This is a genomic window from Streptomyces flavalbus (genome assembly GCF_042674625.1).
GTDB classification, from domain to species: domain Bacteria; phylum Actinomycetota; class Actinomycetes; order Streptomycetales; family Streptomycetaceae; genus Streptomyces; species Streptomyces flavalbus.
In genome coordinates this window covers 1,975,156-1,992,372 of record NZ_JBHTEB010000001.1, presented here as the reverse complement: position 1 = coordinate 1,992,372, position 17,217 = coordinate 1,975,156, and the positions used below count along the sequence as shown (strand labels likewise).

13 protein-coding genes, 1 tRNA gene and 1 pseudogene are annotated in these 17,217 nt (G+C 69.9%); 4 read left to right on the top strand and 11 right to left on the bottom strand.

Annotated elements, in window-relative coordinates; translation table 11 throughout:
• Positions 1 to 40: 40 nt before the first annotated feature.
• Both ACFQZ6_RS08780 and pyk read left to right on the top strand, forming a co-directional pair.
• Positions 41 to 745: an SIMPL domain-containing protein gene (locus ACFQZ6_RS08780; protein WP_381606360.1), complete on the top strand. Its 705-nt coding sequence runs from the start codon at positions 41 to 43 to the stop codon at positions 743 to 745.
• A 189-nt stretch (positions 746 to 934) separates the two neighbouring features.
• Entirely contained in the window at positions 935 to 2,365 is a 1,431-nt protein-coding gene (pyk, locus tag ACFQZ6_RS08775) for a pyruvate kinase (protein ID WP_381606358.1), read from the top strand.
• Positions 2,366 to 2,372: 7 nt separating this feature from the next.
• On the opposite strand, the gene ACFQZ6_RS08770 is transcribed toward pyk, so the two are convergent.
• Together ACFQZ6_RS08770 and ACFQZ6_RS08765 are read right to left on the bottom strand one after the other, a co-directional pair.
• Positions 2,373 to 3,152 (bottom strand): helix-turn-helix domain-containing protein, encoded by a 780-nt coding sequence (locus tag ACFQZ6_RS08770; protein WP_381606356.1) that lies wholly within the window; start codon positions 3,150 to 3,152, stop codon positions 2,373 to 2,375.
• 81 nt (positions 3,153 to 3,233) lie between these two features.
• Positions 3,234 to 3,317: transfer RNA gene (locus tag ACFQZ6_RS08765), tRNA-Leu, on the bottom strand.
• Positions 3,318 to 3,416: 99 nt separating this feature from the next.
• Between ACFQZ6_RS08765 and ACFQZ6_RS08760 the strand changes: the two genes are divergently transcribed.
• A complete protein-coding gene (locus tag ACFQZ6_RS08760; RefSeq protein ID WP_381606354.1) occupies positions 3,417 to 4,073 on the top strand; it encodes an ANTAR domain-containing response regulator in 657 nt (218 codons plus the stop codon).
• Between the two features lie 79 nt (positions 4,074 to 4,152).
• Here ACFQZ6_RS08760 and ACFQZ6_RS08755 read toward each other — a convergent pair whose 3' ends face one another.
• The 9 genes and pseudogenes from ACFQZ6_RS08755 to ACFQZ6_RS08715 all read right to left on the bottom strand — a co-directional run bounded on the left by ACFQZ6_RS08755 (position 4,153) and on the right by ACFQZ6_RS08715 (position 14,133).
• Positions 4,153 to 4,869 (bottom strand): ABC transporter ATP-binding protein, encoded by a 717-nt coding sequence (locus tag ACFQZ6_RS08755; protein WP_381606352.1) that lies wholly within the window; start codon positions 4,867 to 4,869, stop codon positions 4,153 to 4,155.
• The gene (locus ACFQZ6_RS08750) at positions 4,866 to 5,774 is read right to left on the bottom strand and encodes an ABC transporter ATP-binding protein (protein WP_381606350.1); all 909 of its coding nucleotides are present in this window, start codon (positions 5,772 to 5,774) and stop codon (positions 4,866 to 4,868) included. Before ACFQZ6_RS08750 ends, ACFQZ6_RS08755 begins: the two co-directional genes overlap by 4 nt.
• 5 nt (positions 5,775 to 5,779) lie before the next feature.
• On the bottom strand, positions 5,780 to 7,606 hold the full coding sequence (locus ACFQZ6_RS08745; protein WP_381606348.1) for a branched-chain amino acid ABC transporter permease: 1,827 nt from the start codon (positions 7,604 to 7,606) through the stop codon (positions 5,780 to 5,782).
• A 5-nt stretch (positions 7,607 to 7,611) separates the two neighbouring features.
• Entirely contained in the window at positions 7,612 to 8,544 is a 933-nt protein-coding gene (locus tag ACFQZ6_RS08740) for a branched-chain amino acid ABC transporter permease (protein ID WP_381606347.1), read from the bottom strand.
• Between the two features lie 114 nt (positions 8,545 to 8,658).
• Entirely contained in the window at positions 8,659 to 9,888 is a 1,230-nt protein-coding gene (locus ACFQZ6_RS08735) for a branched-chain amino acid ABC transporter substrate-binding protein (RefSeq protein ID WP_381606345.1), read from the bottom strand.
• A gap of 286 nt (positions 9,889 to 10,174) precedes the next feature.
• On the bottom strand, positions 10,175 to 10,813 hold the full coding sequence (locus ACFQZ6_RS08730) for a Tat pathway signal sequence domain protein (protein WP_381606343.1): 639 nt from the start codon (positions 10,811 to 10,813) through the stop codon (positions 10,175 to 10,177).
• Positions 10,810 to 11,223, bottom strand: a complete 414-nt coding sequence (locus ACFQZ6_RS08725; protein WP_381606341.1) for a hypothetical protein — start codon at positions 11,221 to 11,223, stop codon at positions 10,810 to 10,812. Before ACFQZ6_RS08725 ends, ACFQZ6_RS08730 begins: the two co-directional genes overlap by 4 nt.
• Positions 11,224 to 11,295: 72 nt before the next feature.
• On the bottom strand, positions 11,296 to 11,790 hold the full coding sequence (locus ACFQZ6_RS08720; RefSeq protein ID WP_381606339.1) for a PaaI family thioesterase: 495 nt from the start codon (positions 11,788 to 11,790) through the stop codon (positions 11,296 to 11,298).
• A gap of 64 nt (positions 11,791 to 11,854) precedes the next feature.
• Positions 11,855 to 14,133 (bottom strand): annotated as a pseudogene (locus tag ACFQZ6_RS08715) (FdhF/YdeP family oxidoreductase).
• Positions 14,134 to 14,433: 300 nt separating this feature from the next.
• Between ACFQZ6_RS08715 and polA the strand changes: the two are divergent.
• The gene (polA, locus tag ACFQZ6_RS08710) at positions 14,434 to 17,160 is read left to right on the top strand and encodes a DNA polymerase I (protein ID WP_381606337.1); all 2,727 of its coding nucleotides are present in this window, start codon (positions 14,434 to 14,436) and stop codon (positions 17,158 to 17,160) included.
• Positions 17,161 to 17,217: the final 57 nt, after the last annotated feature.

Genomic DNA, 17,217 nt, shown 5'->3' with positions numbered 1-17,217 from the left:
CGAGGGCTCGAACCACTCCACCCCTGACAGAGTGGGGCGTATGACCCCACCCACCGCCCACCCCTACGGCACCCCCGACGCCCCGCGCATCGCCGTCTGTGGCGAAGCACACCTCGAAGTCGACCCCGAACTCGCCCGCGTCGGCATCACCGTGCACGCCCGCGGCCGGGACCGCCGCAGCGCCCTCGACGACCTCACCCGCCGCAACGCCACCGCCCTCGACCTCGTCAAGACCTACGGCGACGCCGTCGAACGCCTCGAGACCGGCACCCTCTCCATCACCCCCGAACTCACCAGACGCGGCCACGGCGAACGCGTCCGCACCTACCACGGCACCGTCCACATCACCGCCGAACTCACCGACTTCACCGCCCTCGGGGAACTCACCACCCGCCTAGCGGACCTCGACCTCACCCGCGTCATCGGCCTCCGCTGGGCCCTGCGCCCCGACTCACCCGCACACCGCCAAGCCCGCCAGCAGGCGGTCACCGAAGCCGTCCAGCGCGCCCGCGAGTACGCCGAAGCCCTCGGCACCACCCTCACCGCCCTCCTCGAACTCGCCGACACCGGCGCCGAACAACCCGACCGCCACCGACCCGTCTCCGCCGCCGCCGAGATGCGCGCCATCGCCTACTCCGGCGACCCCGAGGACATCCCCACCCCGCCCCTCGACCTAGAACCCCAGCGCCAGCACGTCCACGCCACCGTGATCGCCCGCTTCACCATGGCGCCGCCCACCCTCTAGCCGCACTGCACCGAAAAGGAAGCCGAATTCGCTCACCGCCTGCGACGCTTTCTCATCGCGACCACCCAATTGCTCATCAGAGCAACCGGGTGCACAATTCAACACTTGTCAACACCCCTTCACTGAAAGGTCGTTGAGTCGTCATGCCGGACCAATTCCTTACCCATCGGTAAGCCCTAGGGTCGAATCATGCGCCGAGCAAAGATCGTCTGTACCCTGGGGCCCGCCACCGACTCATACGACCAGATCAAAGCCCTGGTCGAAGCCGGAATGGACGTCGCCCGATTCAACCTCAGCCACGGCAGCTACGCCGACCACGAGGAGCGCTACCAGCGCGTGCGCAAGGCCGCCGACGAAACCGGCCGCAGCGTCGGCCTCCTCGCCGACCTTCAGGGTCCGAAGATCCGCCTCGGCCGCTTCGCCGAGGGGCCCGTACTCCTTGAACGCGGCGATCACTTCACCATCACCGTCGAGGACGGCGCCCAGGGCGACCGCACCTCCTGCGGAACGACCTACAAGGGCCTCCACACCGACGTCACCCCCGGTGAGCGCATCCTCGTCGACGACGGCAAGGTCTGCCTCGAAGTCACCTCCGTCGACGGCCCGCGCGTCCACACCACCGTCGTCGAAGGCGGCATGGTCTCCGACAACAAGGGCCTCAACCTGCCCGGCGTCGCCGTCTCCGTCCCCGCGCTCTCCGAGAAGGACGAAGCGGACCTCCGCTGGGCGCTGCGCACCGGCTTCGACGTCATCGCCCTGTCCTTCGTCCGCACCGGGCGCGACGCCGAGGACGTCCACCGCATCATGGCCGAGGAGGGCCGCCGCCTCCCCGTCATCGCCAAGGTGGAGAAGCCGCAGGCCGTGGAGCACCTCGACGACATCGTCGCCGCGTTCGACGGCATCATGGTCGCCCGCGGTGACCTCGGCGTCGAGATGCCCCTCGAACAGGTCCCGATCGTCCAGAAGCGCGCCATCAAACTGGCCCGGCGCAACGCCAAACCGGTCATCGTCGCCACGCAGATGCTCGACTCCATGATCGACAACTCCCGTCCGACCCGGGCCGAGGCAAGCGACGTCGCCAACGCGGTCATCGACGGCACCGACGCGGTGATGCTCTCCGGCGAGACCAGCGTCGGCAAGTACCCCGTCGAGACGGTCCGCACGATGGCCCGCATCGTCGAAGCGGCGGAGGAGGACCTCCTCGCGAAGGGGCTGCCGCCCCTCACCGAGAGCAACAAGCCCCGCACCCAGGGCGGCGCGGTCGCCCGCGCGGCGGCGGAGATGGGCGACTTCCTCGGCGCGCGGTTCCTCGTCGCCTTCACCCAGTCCGGCGACACGGCCCGCCGCCTCTCCCGCTACCGCTCCCCGATCCCGCTCCTCGCCTTCACCCCGGACCAGGCGACCCGCTCCCAACTGAGCCTCACCTGGGGCGTGGAGACGTTCATCGGACCGCACGTCGACTCCACCGACGCGATGGTCGACCAGGTCGACGACCTCCTCACCAAGTACGGCCGCTGCGCGGAGGGCGACACGGTGGTCATCACCGCGGGCTCCCCACCCGGAATGCCGGGCACGACGAACATGGTCCGCGTCCACCACATGGGCGAGAACAGGGAGTAGCCACGCCTCAGTACTTGGGCCCGACGTGGACGTCCATGAGGGCGACGGAGGCTTTGCGGGCGACGGAGATGTTGTACGGGGTCCCGTCCCGGGTGCAGTGCGTCCACTCGATGCCGAGGGTGTCGAGGGTGTCGGTGTACAGCTTCCTGATGTCGTCCGACTTGTTGGTAAAGAAGTAACGGGGGTACTCATACCGTTTCCTCTCACCGGCGACCACGCGGGTCGTCCAGTTGGTGAAGCGGCAGCCGTCGGAGTGGATGAGGCCGCGTACGAACTCCCAGGGGTGGGCGTCGACGACGGCCTGCTGCCAGGGTTCGAGCACGATCGGCCGATCGTGTTTCAGGCCGGGGCCGTGCTGGGGGAACATGCACGTCCAGTGCCTGGTGTACGACTTGACCTCCACGCAGCCCGGTTTGGGGCGCTGGCTGACGCTGGGCAGCGGCATGACCTGGCGCATCGCCTGTTCGGCTGCCGCGACCAGGCCGGTCTGTGCCGCGTTGCAGTAGATGGACAGATGGTGCTGTTGGCGCTTCGAGACGATGTGGCCGTCGCCGAGGTAGAGGCCGAGCAGGTATGCGTAGGCGGCACGATCGAAGCTGCGGCCGGTGCACCGCGGGCAGTCGGTGGGCTGCTCGTACCTCTCGCCACGAGCCCTGCGGTCCTCGCTGCGCCACCAGCCCACGGTCCCGCGTGGGATGCCCAAGCGCTCGGCGACGATGCGGTTGGGGACGCCCTGGCGCATGAGTGCGACAGCGTGTGCGCGGATCGAAGGGCTGTGCTGTTCCATGACACCACTCTGCGTCACGAAGAGTGACGCCAAGCAGCAGAAAGCGGAGGATCACGCGAACGTGATCCTCCGCTTCAGAGGTGCCGGGTGCGGGACTCGAACCCGCACGTCCTCTCGGACAGATGTGTTTGAGACATCAGCGTCTGCCTGTTCCGCCAACCCGGCAACAGCGCTGTTGGGAGTGTACCCGGTAACCGTTGAGGACTTCAGCTAGGTAGGCTCTTGGCAGCAGTACCAGCCTGCCCAGGAACAAGGAGCGCCCCCGTGACCGCCCCCGAGTCGCCCCAGCCCGTAGACGTGCCCGATGACGACAAGTCGCACGTGCCTCCGATGACGACCCGGGTCGTCATCGCCGAGGACGAGGCGCTGATTCGGCTCGATCTCAAAGAGATGCTCGAAGAAGAGGGGTACTCCGTCGTCGGCGAGGCCGGTGACGGTGAGGAGGCCATCGAGCTGGCCCGCGAGCACCGTCCCGACCTGGTGATCCTCGATGTGAAGATGCCGAAGCTGGACGGCATCTCCGCCGCCGAGAAGATCACCGAGGAGTCCATCGCCCCGGTGCTGATGCTGACCGCGTTCTCGCAGCGTGACCTCGTCGAGCGGGCGCGGGACGCGGGTGCGATGGCGTACCTCGTGAAGCCGTTCAGCAAGAGTGACGTCGTACCGGCGATCGAGATGGCCGTCTCGCGGTACACGCAGCTGAAGGAGCTGGAGAAGGAGGTCGCCGACCTCAGCCAGCGGCTGGAGACGCGGAAGCTGGTGGACCGGGCGAAGTCGATCCTCCAGACGGAGTACGGGCTGACGGAGCCCGCCGCGTTCCGGTGGATCCAGAAGACGTCGATGGACCGGCGGATGTCGATGCAGCAGGTGGCGGAGGCCGTCATCCAGGACGCGGCGGAGAAGAAGGCCGCGAAGGACTGACCCGGTCATTCCGTCAGGCAGCACCGAGGCCCGCGTTCCCCTGTCAGGGAACGCGGGCCTCCGCGTCGTAGGGACGTGCCTAGTCCTCGCCCAGGTACGCCTTGCGGACCGACTCGTCGTGCAGGAGGTCCTGGCCGGTGCCGGAGAGGACGACCTTGCCGATCTCCATGACGTGGCCCTGGTCGGCGAGGGAGAGCGCGGCCTGGGCGTTCTGCTCGACGAGCAGGATGGTCGTGCCCTGGGACTTCAGCTCCGCGATCGTCGCCATGATCTTCTGCATCATGATCGGGGAGAGCCCCATGGAGGGCTCGTCGAGCATGAGCAGCTTGGGCCGGGACATCAGGGCGCGGCCCATCGCGAGCATCTGCTGCTCGCCGCCGGAGAGGGTGCCCGCGGCCTGCTTCCTGCGCTCCCCGAGGATGGGGAAGAGGTCGTAGGCGCGCTGGATGTCCTTCTCGATGCCGGGCTTGTCGTTGCGGAGGAAGGCGCCGAGGCGGAGGTTGTCCTCGATCGTCATGCGGGGGAAGATGTGCCGCCCCTCGGGGCTGTGGGCGAGCCCGAGGGAGACGATCTGGTGGGCGGGGACCTTCTTCAGCGACTTGCCGTTGAAGCGGATCTGGCCGCCGACCGGCTTGAGCAGCCCGGAGAGGGTGCGCAGCGTGGTGGTCTTCCCGGCGCCGTTGGTGCCGATGAGGGTGACGACCTGGCCTTCTTCGACGCTGAAGGAGATGCCCTTGACGGCTTCGATCTTGCCGTAGGCGACCCGGAGGTCTTCGACTTCGAGGAGTGCGGTCATCGGTCGTTCTCCTTGCCGGGCGCGGCGTCCGTCTTGGCCTCGGCGTGTGCTTCGGCGGCCTCGACCTCGGCGGCTTCTTCGTCTCCGGGGGCGTTCTCGAAGGGTTCGCCGAGGTAGGCGGCGATGACGCGTTCGTCGCCCTGGACGGTGGCGGGGTCGCCTTCGACGAGCTTCTCGCCCTGGACGAGGACGGCGACGCGGTCGCAGAGGTTGAAGATGAACCGCATGTCGTGCTCGATGACGAGGACGGCGATGCCCTTGTCGCGGATGGCGAAGACGAGTTCCTCGGTGGCGCGGGTCTCCTGGGGGTTCATGCCCGCGGTGGGTTCGTCGAGCAGGAGCAGCCCGGGTTCGCTGGCGAGCGCGCGGGCGATCTCCAGCTTGCGCTGTTCGCCGTAGGGCAGGTTGCGGGCGAGGTGTTCGGACTTCTCGGCGAGGCCGACGAACTCCAGGAGTTCCATGGCGCGTTCGCGGGAGGCGGCTTCGGCCTTGTGGAAGCCGGGGCCGCGCAGGAGGGCGGACCAGAGGCCCTCCTTGGTGCGGGTGTGGCGGCCGACGAGGACGTTCTCCAGGACGGTCATGTTGGCGAAGAGCCGGATGTTCTGGAAGGTGCGCGCGATGCCGGCGGCGGTGACCTTGAAGGACTTGGGCGGCAGGATGTCGCCCTTGTAGCGGACCTCGCCCTCGGTGGGGATGTAGAGGCCGGTGAGGCAGTTGAAGAACGTCGTCTTGCCCGCGCCGTTGGGTCCGATGAGTCCGACGATCTCGCCGCTGCCGACGGTGAGGTTGACCCCGCGTACGGCGGTGAGGCCGCCGAAGCGCATGGTCACGCCGCGTGCGTCGAGGACGGGGGTGCCGGGGGTGGTGGTGCCCGGGGCGTTCTGGGTGGTGGTGTCGGTGGTCATGGTGGTCAGGCCCCTGCCTTGCTGAGGACTGTGGGCGGCTCGGCCTCTTCGTGGAATTCGAGCTGGCGGCGCCGGTTGGGGATGAGGCCCTCGGGCCTGAAGCGCATCAGCAGGACGAGTGCGAGGCCGAAGGCGAAGAGCTGGTAGTCGCCGAGGAACTGGAGCTTGGCGGGGATGAGGTAGAGCAGGGCGGCGCCGACGAGGGGGCCGCTGATGGTGCCCATGCCGCCGAGGACGACCGCGGCGAGCAGGAACGCCGAGTTCGGCGGGACGACGTGGGCGAACTGGTACTGCTCGGGCGTCACGGTGTAGGTGACGTGGGCCTGGACCGTTCCGGCGAGTCCGGCGAGGGCGGCGCCGAGGGCGAAGGCGATGAGCTTGACGCGGAAGCCGTTGATGCCCATGGCCTCGGCGGCGGTCTCGTCCTCGCGGATGGCGACCCAGGCGCGGCCGATGCGGCTGTCGCTGCTGCGTCGGAAGACGACCACCACGACGAGGGTGATGAGCAGCATCAGCAGGAAGTAGTTGGCGAAGCGGGCGATGGTGAAGCCCGCGATGCTGTGTTCGGCGCCGAAGTCGAAGCCCAGGATGTTGAGGTTGGGGATCGAGCTGATGCCGTTGGAGCCGTTGGTGATGTCGGGTCCGGAGGTGCCGTCCATGTTGAGGACGGTGATGCGGAAGATCTCTCCGAAGCCGAGGGTGACGATGGCGAGGTAGTCGCCGCGCAGCCGCAGGGTGGGCGCGCCGATGATGACGCCGAAGACCATGGCGACGGCGGCGCCGAGGAGCGCGGAGGCCCAGAACGGCAGGTGGACGTCGAAGGGGGAGCTGGGGGACCCGGAGACCATGGCGGCGGTGTAGGCGCCGACGCCGAGGAAGGCGACGTAGCCGAGGTCGAGGAGTCCGGCGAGGCCGACGACGATGTTCAGGCCCAGGGCGACGGTGGCGAAGATGAGGATGTAGACGCCGATGGTGGCGTACTGGTCGTCGGACTGGGTGAAGGGGAAGGCGGCGGCCGCGACGAACGCGCCGATCATCGTCACGTTGCGGTGCTTGGCGGTGACGGCGGAGACGCGGCTCACGAGTCCGGCCTTGGCGACGGCGGCGAAGCCGAAGCCCGCGGTGATGAGGAAGCCGACGAAGAGTTCGTCGTACTCGGTGCCGATGCCGTAGGTGAAGACGGTGAGGCCGACGGCGAGGGCCGCGACGATGATGAGGATCTCGGCGTAGGCGGGCAGCTTGCGCGCGGGCGGCGTGGTGCCGGTGGCGATGGACGCCTTGAGGATCTCGCCGGTGGTGCGCAGCTGGTGGCGCAGTTGTTCCTGCGGGGTGTCCTCGGGGTCGATGGGGTCGGGGTCCGGCCAGGTGAACGGCAGGGCCAGGGAGCCGAGGACGGCGGCGAGGGTGCCCACGGCGACGACGTAGCCGCCGGGTTCGAGGTTGACGACACCGCCGAGTTCGGAGCTGATGGCGATGACGGTGTACCAGGCGGTGCCGAAGGTGCCGAGCGCGGCGAGTTTGAGGGCGCTGTCGGCGCCCGCGGGGGTGAGCCAGCCCAGTCCCCGGACGCCGTAGGAGGCGAGGGCGAGGAGGGTGGTGAGGATGCCGCCGATGAGGACGAGGACCTGGAGGCCGCCGGGGTAGCCGTAGACGGTGAGGTCGCCGGGGAACTCGTCGGTCCAGGTCCAGGCGAGGAAGGTGGAGACGATGGTGAGGGCGCCGCCCGCGGTGGCGAGGGCGCGGCCGAGGTGTGCGGGGATGCCGATGAGTCCGGCGTGCTTGCCGGTGTCGGTCGTCTGCGGGGTCTGTGGTGCGGTGGTCTGTGTCGTCATCGGTCTCACGCCCTGTCCGCGACGCGCTCGCCGAGCAGGCCCTGGGGCCGCAGGAGGAGCACGAGGATGAGGAGTACGAAGGCCCAGACGTTGGCCCAGGACTGGCTGCCGAACTGGTCCATGCCAGGGATGTCGGAGATGTAGGCGGTGGAGAGCGACTCGGCGACGCCGAGGACGAGACCGCCGAGCATGGCGCCGTAGATGTTGCCGATGCCGCCGAGGACGGCGGCGGTGAACGCCTTGAGGCCGAGGATGAAGCCCATGCGGAACTGGACCTCGCCGTACTTGAGGCCGTAGGCGACCGATCCGACGGCGGCGAAGACGGCGCCGAGCGCGAAGGCGACCACGATGATGCGGTCGGTGTTGATGCCCATCAGCTTCGCGGTGTCGGGGTCCTGCGCGGTGGCCTGCATTCCGCGGCCGGTGCGGGTCTTCATCACGAAGTAGGCGAGGATCGCCATGCTGATGGGGGCGGCGATGATGAGGAAGATGTCGCCGGTCTGGATGGTGACGCTGCCGATCTCGAAGGGCCCGCCCTCGATGTGCGGGAAGGTGATGGCGGACCGGGCGTCGGGGTACCAGGCCCACACCGCCTGCTGGAGGGCGAGGGAGAGGCCGATGGCGGTGATGAGGGGGGCGAGGCGTGGCGCGCCTCGCAGGGGGCGGTAGGCGAACCGTTCCGCTCCTACGGCGACGAGGACGGAGACGATGACGGCTCCGATGAGCATGAGGGGGAGCGCTACCCACATGGACGTGCCGTCGGGCAGTACATAGAGGTAGACGGTGAGCGCGCCGAAGCCGCCCACCATGAAGATCTCGCCGTGGGCGAAGTTGATGAGCTGGACGATGCCATAGACCATCGTGTAGCCGATGGCGACCAGCCCGTACATGGATCCCAGGAGCAGGCCGTTGACCAGCTGCTGCGGCAGTTCGTTCACCGCATGTCCTCCGAGACGTGTCGATGATTCGACGGAAGGTGACCGGATGTGAGTCCGCGCGGGGCGCCAGTGGTGCAGCGCCCCGCGCGGCTCAGGGGTTGGGTGCGGCTGGGCTCAGCCCTCGAAGGTGCCGGACTTGGCCGACTTCCACTCGCCGCCCTCGACGGAGTAGACGGTGAGCTGCTTGTTGGTGGCGTCACCGAACTCGTCGAAGGAGACCTTGCCGGTCACGCCGTCGAACGAGACGTTCTGCATGGCGGCGGTGATCTTCTCGCGGGCGTCGTCGGGCAGCTTGCCGTCGTTCTCGTCGACGACGGCCTTGACGGCCTCGATGATCGCCCACGCCGAGTCGTAGGAGTAGCCGCCGTACGCCTCGTAGGCCTCCTTGTAGCCCGCGGCCTCGTAGTTGGCGACGAACTCCTTGGCGGAGGGCAGCTCCTCGACGGGGGCGCCGACGGAGGTGGCGAGGTCGCCGGTGCCGCTGGCGCCGGCGAGCTTGATGAAGTCGGCGCTGTAGATGCCGTCACCGCCGACGAGCGGGATCTTGGCGCCGGCGGCCTTGATCTGCTTGCTGAGCGGACCGGCCTGCGGGTACTCGCCGCCGTAGTAGACGACGTCCGCGCCGGAGCTCTTGACCTTGGTGGCGACGGAGGAGAAGTCCTTCGTCTCGGGGTCGATGTGCTCGGTGCCGACGATCTTGCCGCCGAGCTTCTCGAACTCGTCGGAGAAGGTGGCGGCGAGGCCAGCGCCGTAGGTCTTCTTGTCGTCGATGACGAAGACCTTCTTCTTCTTGGCGTCGTTGAAGACGTACTGCGCGGCGAACGGGCCCTGGATGGCGTCCGTGGTCGCGGTGCGGAAGTACGACTTGTACGTGCGGACCTTGTTGGTCTGCCAGTCCTGGCCCTGGGTCAGGGCGGGGTTGGTGTTGGCGGGCGAGACCTGGACGAGCTTCGCGTCGTCGAAGACCTTCTGCATGGACTCGGCGACGGAGGAGTTCAGCGGGCCGACGACACCGAGGACGTCGTCGTTGGCGACCAGCTTGGTGGCGTTCTGCTGGCCGGAGGCGGGCTGGGCCTGGTCGTCGAGCGCCTGTATCTCGAAGGTGACCCCTTCGACGTACTTCTCCTTGTTGGCCGTCTTGGCCGCGAGGTCCACGGAGTTCTTGATGCCGAGACCCAGTGCGGAGAGGTCGCCGGTCAGCGGGGCGTCGACGCCGATGATGACCTTGGTGCCGCCGCTGCCGGAGTCCGAGCCGCCGTCGTCGTCGCGCGAGCCGCAGGCGGTGAGGGTGAGAGCTCCCGCCGCCAGCGCGGCGGTGATGGCGATGAGCGAACGTTGACGCACGATCAGTCCTTTCCCTGGCGCGGCCCTTCCCCCTGGAAGCGGCCGAGTCGAGCGCTGGGCCGAAGTGACATTCCGACGGCGCGGTGACTGGCCGTGACTCTAAGCGTGTGAGGGGAACGTGGAGGAGTATCTGGCCAAGGCTGTGACGCTCTTGTTATGACACGACGTAATGCAGAGCGGTACTGAGTGGGTGGAACCGCGAAATTCGGGCCGGTTCGCCCTGTCCGCATAGTGAGAACTCCCAGGCCTCGCCAGGGTATTTCAGGAGTCTCGGGGGTTTTGGTGATTACCGCGGACTGTTGCTGCAGGCTACCTGTAGGGCCTCCGAGAGATGCTGTGCGTAGCGTGATCCCAGGATGAAACTGTGCGTTTGTATTGCACGCGTATTACGTAGAGTTACGTCCAGGAAAGGCAGTCCTGCGTTACCCGGTACTTTTTCGCATTCCGTGACCCGCATGGTGATAACGATCTTGCGGGAGGTGCCAGCGGCTGTCCGAAAAGGGGCGGGCGGGGTCGAGGCCACGGTGAGCCCGGCGTACGGCTGGTCGACCCGGGTCACGGTCACGGGCGGGCCGGACAGCACGCTCAGCAGCACGTCGAAGCGGAAGTCGGCGCCCCGTGCGGGCGCGTCGTTGAGGTAGACGACGTCCACGGCCTGCGACGGGTACGGGGCGGCGGTGTCGCGCGGGACGGGGCGGGGGAGCGCCGGTGCGGGGTCGGCCGGGTGCGGCCGGGTCGCGTAGAGGTAGCCGCCGCCCGCGAGGACGGCGGTGGCCGTCGCGGCGGCCAGGACGGCGCGGTGGTGCCGGTGGTAGCGCCGCCGCAGCCCGGCCAGGCGCCCGTGCGGCGGCGCGCTCCCCGTCGTCGGGAGGGGCTCCCGTACGTAGGTGTCCTCGCCCGGTTCGACCGGTCCGACGCCGCTCACTGCCAGGGCCCGCCGCTGGGTCCGCCGGTGCGGTACCAGTCCACGCAGCCCTCGCGCGCCCGGCGCCTGATCAACTCGTCGGCGGCGGCGCCGCCGTGGCGCCCGCGCTCCGCCCGCGCGGCGTCGACGACCTCCCGGAGGATCTCGTACTGCCCGTTCGACAGGCCCATCGACTGGTAGTCGCCGTAGGTGCCGGTGTCCAGGACCTCACGGGCCCAGTGGGTGACGAGGCGGGCGCACAGGTCCTCGGGGGGCGTGGGGGACGGCGCCCGCGCGGCTCCGGAAGTCGCGGTGGCCGGTGCCGCCGTACCCGCGTCCGTGCCGGTGTCCGTGCCGGTGTCCGCGCACCCGGCGGCCAGCAGGGCCAGCGACAGCGCCGCCCCCGCGCGGAAGACCCCTCCCCTTGCCATGCCCCGACGCTACGGCGTACGGGGGGAGTTGGGCCAGGGGAGGGGGTGCCGTCCGCTGCTGCGGGCCGGGGCTCAGGCCGGGGTGCCACCGCTGAAGCGCTCCGCGTCGCCGCGGCTGACGTCGCGCAACATGCAGGTGAGCCGGGCGCTGCACACCCGGCGGCCCTCCTCGTCGGTGATGACGATCTCGTACGTCGCCGTGGAGCGCCCCCGGTGCAGGGGCGTGGCCACGCCGGTCACCAGGCCCGAGCGGGCGCCGCGGTGGTGGGTGCAGTTCAGGTCGACGCCGACGGCGAGCTTCGAGGTGCCGCCGTGCAGCATGGAGCCGATCGACCCGAGGGTCTCGGCGAGCACCGCGGAGGCGCCGCCGTGCAGCAGGCCGTACGGCTGGGTGTTGCCCTCGACCGGCATGGTGCCGACGACGCGGTCCGCCGACGCCTCCAGGATCTGCACGCCCATGCGGGTGCCGAGGTGGCCCGCGGAGAACAGGGCCTGGAGGTCGACGCCGAGCGCGGCGTACTCGTCGATGACGTCCTGCGGGAACTTCACGTGCTGCTGCTCGCCCATGGGGCCGCGCTCCGTTCGTGGGTCTCTCAGGCTCGGGACGGGTCGGTCTCGGCTGAGCAAACGCTCAGTCGGTGGCCGATTGTTCCAGACGGACCACGACGGACTTGCTGGCCGGGGTGTTGCTGGTGTCCGCGGTGGAGTCCAGTGGCACCAGGACGTTCGTCTCGGGGTAGTAGGCGGCGGCGCAGCCCCGCGCGGTCGGGTAGTGCACCACCCGGAAGCCGGGCGCCCGCCGCTCGACGCCGTCGCGCCACTCGCTCACCAGGTCGACGTACGACCCGTCCGCGACGCCCAGCGCGCGGGCGTCCTCCGGGTTGACCAGCACCACCCGGCGTCCGCCGGTGATGCCGCGGTAGCGGTCGTCGAGGCCGTAGATCGTGGTGTTGTACTGGTCGTGCGAGCGCAGCGTCTGCAACAGCAGCCGCCCCTCGGGCAGTTCGGGGTACTCCACGGGGGCGGCGGTGAAGTTGGCCTTGCCGGTGGCGGTGGGGAAGCGGCGCTCGTCGCGGGGGGCGTGCGGCAGGACGAAGCCGCCGGGGCGGGCCACGCGCGCGTTGAAGTCGTCGAAGCCGGGCACCACGCGCGCGATGCGGTCCCGGATCGTCGCGTAGTCCTTCTCGAACTCCTCCCACGGGACGACGCTGGCCGCGCCGAGCACCCGGCGGGCCATCCGGCACACGATCGCCGGTTCCGACAGCAGGTGCGGGCTGGCCGGTTCCAGTCGGCCGTGGGAGGCGTGCACCATGCCCATGGAGTCCTCGACGGTGACGAACTGCTCGCCGCCGCCCTGGAGGTCGCGCTCGGTGCGGCCGAGGGTGGGCAGGATCAGGGCGCGCGCGCCGGTGACGGCGTGGCTGCGGTTGAGCTTGGTGGAGACGTGCACGGTCAGCCGGGCGCGCCGCATGGCGGCCTCGGTGACGTCGGTGTCGGGGGAGGCGGCCACGAAGTTGCCGCCCATGGCGAAGAAGACCTTGGCCTCGCCGTCGCGCAGGGCGCGGATCGCGCGGACGACGTCAAGGCCGTGCTCGCGCGGGGGCGCGAAGCCGAACTCCTTCTCCAGGGCGTCGAGGAAGGCGGGCGCGGGGCGTTCGAAGATGCCCATGGTGCGGTCGCCCTGCACGTTGGAGTGGCCGCGCACGGGGCAGACGCCCGCGCCGGGGCGGCCGATGTTGCCGCGCAGCAGCAGGAAGTTGACGACCTCGCGGATGGTGGGCACCGAGTGCTTGTGCTGGGTGAGGCCCATGGCCCAGCAGACGATGGTCCGCTGGGAGGCGAGGACGAGGTCCAGGGCGCGGCGGACGTCGTCCTCGGTCAGCCCGGTCGCGGTGAGGGTGGCGGCCCAGTCGGCGGCGCGGGCGGCCTCGGCGAACTCCTCGTAGCCGTGGGTGTGCTCGCGGACGAAGTCCTCGTCGACGGCGCCCGGGGTGTCCAGGATCAGCTTGTTGAGGAGGCGGAAGAGGGCCTGGTCGCCGCCGATGCGGATCTGGAGGAAGAGGTCGGTGAGGGTGACGCCGGTGGTGAGGCCCTTGGCGGTCTGCGGGTTCTTGAAGCGCTCCAGGCCGCCTCGGGCAGCGGGTTGACGCTGATGATCTTCGCGCCGTTCGCCTTGGCCCTCTCCAGCGCGGAGAGCATCCGGGGGTGGTTCGTGCCGGGGTTCTGCCCGGCGACGATGATCAGGTCCGCCTGGTGGAGGTCGTCCAGCAGGACGCTGCCCTTGCCGATGCCGATGGTCTCCGTGAGCGCCGAGCCCGACGACTCGTGGCACATGTTGGAGCAGTCCGGCAGGTTGTTGGTGCCCAGTTCGCGGGCGAAGAGCTGGTAGAGGAACGCCGCCTCGTTGCTGGTGCGGCCCGAGGTGTAGAAGACGGCCTCGTCGGGGGAGTCGAGGGCGGTGATCTCCTCCGCGATGATGTCGAAGGCGCGCTCCCAGGTCACCGGCTCGTAGCGGTCCGCCCCTTCGGGGAGGTACATGGGGTGGGTCAGCCTGCCCTGCTGGCCGAGCCAGTAGCCGCTGCGGGTGGCGAGGTCGGCGACGGGGTGCGCGGCGAAGAACTCCGGGGTGACCCGGCGTACGGTGGCCTCCTCGGCGACCGCCTTCGCGCCGTTCTCACAGAACTCGAACGTGTGCCGGTGGTCGCCCTCCGGCCAGGCGCAGCCGGGGCAGTCGAAGCCCTCCTTCTGGTTGACCCTGAGCAGGGTGAGCGCCGTGCGCCTGACGCCCATCTGCTGCTGGGCGACGCGCAGGCTCTGCCCGATGGCGGTCAGCCCGGCCACCGTGTGCCGGGGCTCGCTGACCTTGGGCGCGTCCTGGACCGGATCACCCTGGGGCGGCTTCGTGGCCATCGGCACCCTTCTCCTTCGACTGCGTGGCGGTGTGCGCCGCGGGTACGGCGTGTGACTGCGTGCGCGCTGCATCTGTGAGCTGCGTCTCCGATCCTCGCACGGCCCACTGACACCGGGACCGGGTTCGTCGGACGCCGGGCGGGGGCACAGCGTGCGTACGGCGTCCGACGCCGGGTGGGTGCGAGGCGGGCGTACGGCGTCCGACGCCGGACGGGGCACAGCGTGCGTCCAGCCGCCGCGTCGGGAGCGCTGGTGTGCGGGTGGGCCCGACTGTCAGTGGGCCGTGGCAGGATCGGGGACGTGGCAGAGACAGCATCGAAGAAGACCGACAACACCTCCGGCGGTGAGCGTCCGCGGCTGATGCTCATGGACGGGCACTCGCTGGCGTACCGCGCGTTCTTCGCGCTGCCCGCGGAGAACTTCACGACCGCGACGGGCCAGCCGACGAACGCGATCTACGGCTTCGCGTCGATGCTCGCCAACACCCTGCGTGACGAGGCGCCCACGCACTTCGCGGTGGCCTTCGACGTCTCCCGCAAGACGTGGCGCTCGGAGGAGTTCACCGAGTACAAGGCGAACCGCTCCAAGACCCCCGACGAGTTCAAGGGCCAGGTCGAGCTGATCTGCGAGCTGCTCGACGCGATGCACGCCGAGCGCTTCGCGGTGGAGGGCTTCGAGGCGGACGACGTGATCGCCACCCTCGCCACCCAGGCCGAGGCGGCCGGTTTCGAGGTGCTGATCGTCACCGGCGACCGGGACTCGTTCCAGCTCGTCAGCGAGCACACGACCGTGCTGTACCCGACGAAGGGCGTCTCCGAGCTGACCCGCTTCACCCCGGAGAAGGTCCAGGAGAAGTACGGCCTGACGCCCGCGCAGTACCCCGACTTCGCCGCCCTGCGCGGCGACCCCTCCGACAACCTGCCCGGCATCCCCGGCGTCGGGGAGAAGACCGCCGCGAAGTGGATCAACCAGTTCGGTTCGTTCGCGGAGCTGGTGGAGCGCGCCGAGGAGGTCAAGGGCAAGGCCGGGCAGAACCTGCGCGACCACCTGGAGTCCGTCAAGCTCAACCGCAGGCTCACCGAGCTGGAGCGGCAGGTGGAGCTGGACCGCGGCGTGACCGAGCTGACCCGCGCGCCGTACGACCGCAAGGCGGTCGCCATGGTGCTGGACACCCTGGAGATCAGGAACCCGTCCCTGCGCGAGCGGCTCTTCGCCGTCGACCCCGGCGCCGAGGAGGCGGAGACGACGCCGGTCGCCGCGGACGGCATCGAGCTGGACGGCAAGGTCCTCACGACCGGCGAGCTGGCCCCCTGGCTGACCGAGCGCGGCGCGGAGCCCCTCGGGGTCGCCACCGTCGATAGCTGGGCGCTGGGCAGCGGCTCCGTGGCCGAGGTGGCGCTGGCCACCGCGGACGGCGCCGCCGTCTGGTTCGACCCGGCCCAACTGGACGAGGCCGACGAGCGTGCGTGGGCGGCCTGGCTGGCCGACGCCGACCGGCCGAAGGTCTTCCACAACGCCAAGGGCGCCATGCGGGTCTTCGCCGAGCACGGCTGGTCGGTCGAGGGCGTCACCATGGACACCGCGCTCGCCGCCTACCTGGTCAAGCCGGGCCGCCGCTCCTTCGACCTGGACGCGCTCTCCCTGGAGTACCTGCACCGCGAGCTGGGCCCGGCCGCCGCGGCCGACGGCCAGCTCGCCTTCGGCACGGACGACGGCGCCGAGGCGGAGGCGCTGATGGTGCAGGCCCGCGCGATCCTCGACCTCGGCGGGGTCTTCGAGGGCCGCCTGGAGGAGGTCGGCGCCGCGGACCTGCTGCGCGACGTGGAGCTGCCGACGTCCGCCCTGCTGGCCCGGATGGAGCGGCACGGCATCGCCGCCGACCGTACGCATCTGGAGGCCATGGAGCAGATGTTCGCGGGCGCCGTCCAGCAGGCGGTGAAGGAGGCTCACGCGGCGGCCGGGCACGAGTTCAACCTCGGCTCGCCCAAGCAGCTCCAGGAGGTCCTCTTCGGGGAGCTGGCGCTGCCGAAGACCAAGAAGACGAAGACCGGCTACACCACCGACGCCGACGCGCTGGCCTGGCTCGCCACCCAGACCGACAACGAACTGCCGGTGATCATGCTCCGCCACCGTGAGCAGGCGAAGCTGCGCGTCACCGTCGAGGGCCTCATCAAGACCATCGCGGCGGACGGCCGTATCCACACCACGTTCAACCAGACCGTCGCCGCCACGGGCCGCCTGTCGTCCACCGACCCGAACCTGCAGAACATCCCGGTCCGTACGGACGAGGGCCGCGCGATCCGCCGGGGCTTCGTCGTCGGCGAGGGCTTCGAGTCGCTGATGACCGCCGACTACAGCCAGATCGAACTGCGGGTGATGGCCCACCTCTCCGAGGACGCGGGCCTCATCGAGGCGTTCACCTCCGGCGAGGACCTGCACACCACCGCCGCCGCGCAGGTGTTCTCCGTGCCGCCCACCGCGGTCGACGCGGAGATGCGCCGCAAGATCAAGGCGATGTCGTACGGGCTGGCGTACGGCCTGTCGGCCTTCGGTCTGTCGCAGCAACTGAACATCGAGGCGGCCGAGGCCCGTGCCCTGATGGACGCCTACTTCGAGCGGTTCGGCGGGGTGCGGGACTACCTGCGCCGGGCGGTCGACGAGGCGCGGGCGACGGGCTACACGGCGACCCTGTTCGGGCGCCGCCGCTACCTGCCCGACCTCAACAGCGACAACCGCCAGCGCCGCGAGGCGGCCGAGCGGATGGCGCTGAACGCGCCCATCCAGGGCACCGCCGCGGACATCGTCAAGATCGCCATGCTCAACGTCGACCTCGCGCTGCGTGAGGCGGGGCTGAGGTCGCGGATGCTGCTCCAGGTGCACGACGAGATCGTCCTGGAGATCGCGCCCGGCGAGCGCGATGCGGCGGAGGAACTCGTCCGCCGCGAGATGGCCGCCGCGGTCCAACTGCGCGCCCCGCTCGACGTCTCGGTGGGCGTCGGCCCGGACTGGGAGTCGGCGGCCCACTGACCGTCTGCCCGGACGGGTCTGACGGCACGGGCCCCGCGCACGCGCGCGGGGCCCACG

What these genes read in the sequence shown, in the direction of transcription:
- ACFQZ6_RS08780 (WP_381606360.1), top strand. Translation starts at nt 41, where the DNA reads ATGACCCCACCCACCGCCCACCCCTACGGCACCCCCGACGCCCCGCGC.
- pyk (WP_381606358.1), top strand. Translation starts at nt 935, where the DNA reads ATGCGCCGAGCAAAGATCGTCTGTACCCTGGGGCCCGCCACCGACTCA.
- ACFQZ6_RS08770 (WP_381606356.1), bottom strand. Translation starts at nt 3,152, where the DNA reads ATGGAACAGCACAGCCCTTCGATCCGCGCACACGCTGTCGCACTCATG.
- ACFQZ6_RS08755 (WP_381606352.1), bottom strand. Translation starts at nt 4,869, where the DNA reads ATGACCGCACTCCTCGAAGTCGAAGACCTCCGGGTCGCCTACGGCAAG.
- ACFQZ6_RS08750 (WP_381606350.1), bottom strand. Translation starts at nt 5,774, where the DNA reads ATGACCACCGACACCACCACCCAGAACGCCCCGGGCACCACCACCCCC.
- ACFQZ6_RS08745 (WP_381606348.1), bottom strand. Translation starts at nt 7,606, where the DNA reads ATGACGACACAGACCACCGCACCACAGACCCCGCAGACGACCGACACC.
- ACFQZ6_RS08725 (WP_381606341.1), bottom strand. Translation starts at nt 11,223, where the DNA reads ATGGCAAGGGGAGGGGTCTTCCGCGCGGGGGCGGCGCTGTCGCTGGCC.
- ACFQZ6_RS08720 (WP_381606339.1), bottom strand. Translation starts at nt 11,790, where the DNA reads ATGGGCGAGCAGCAGCACGTGAAGTTCCCGCAGGACGTCATCGACGAG.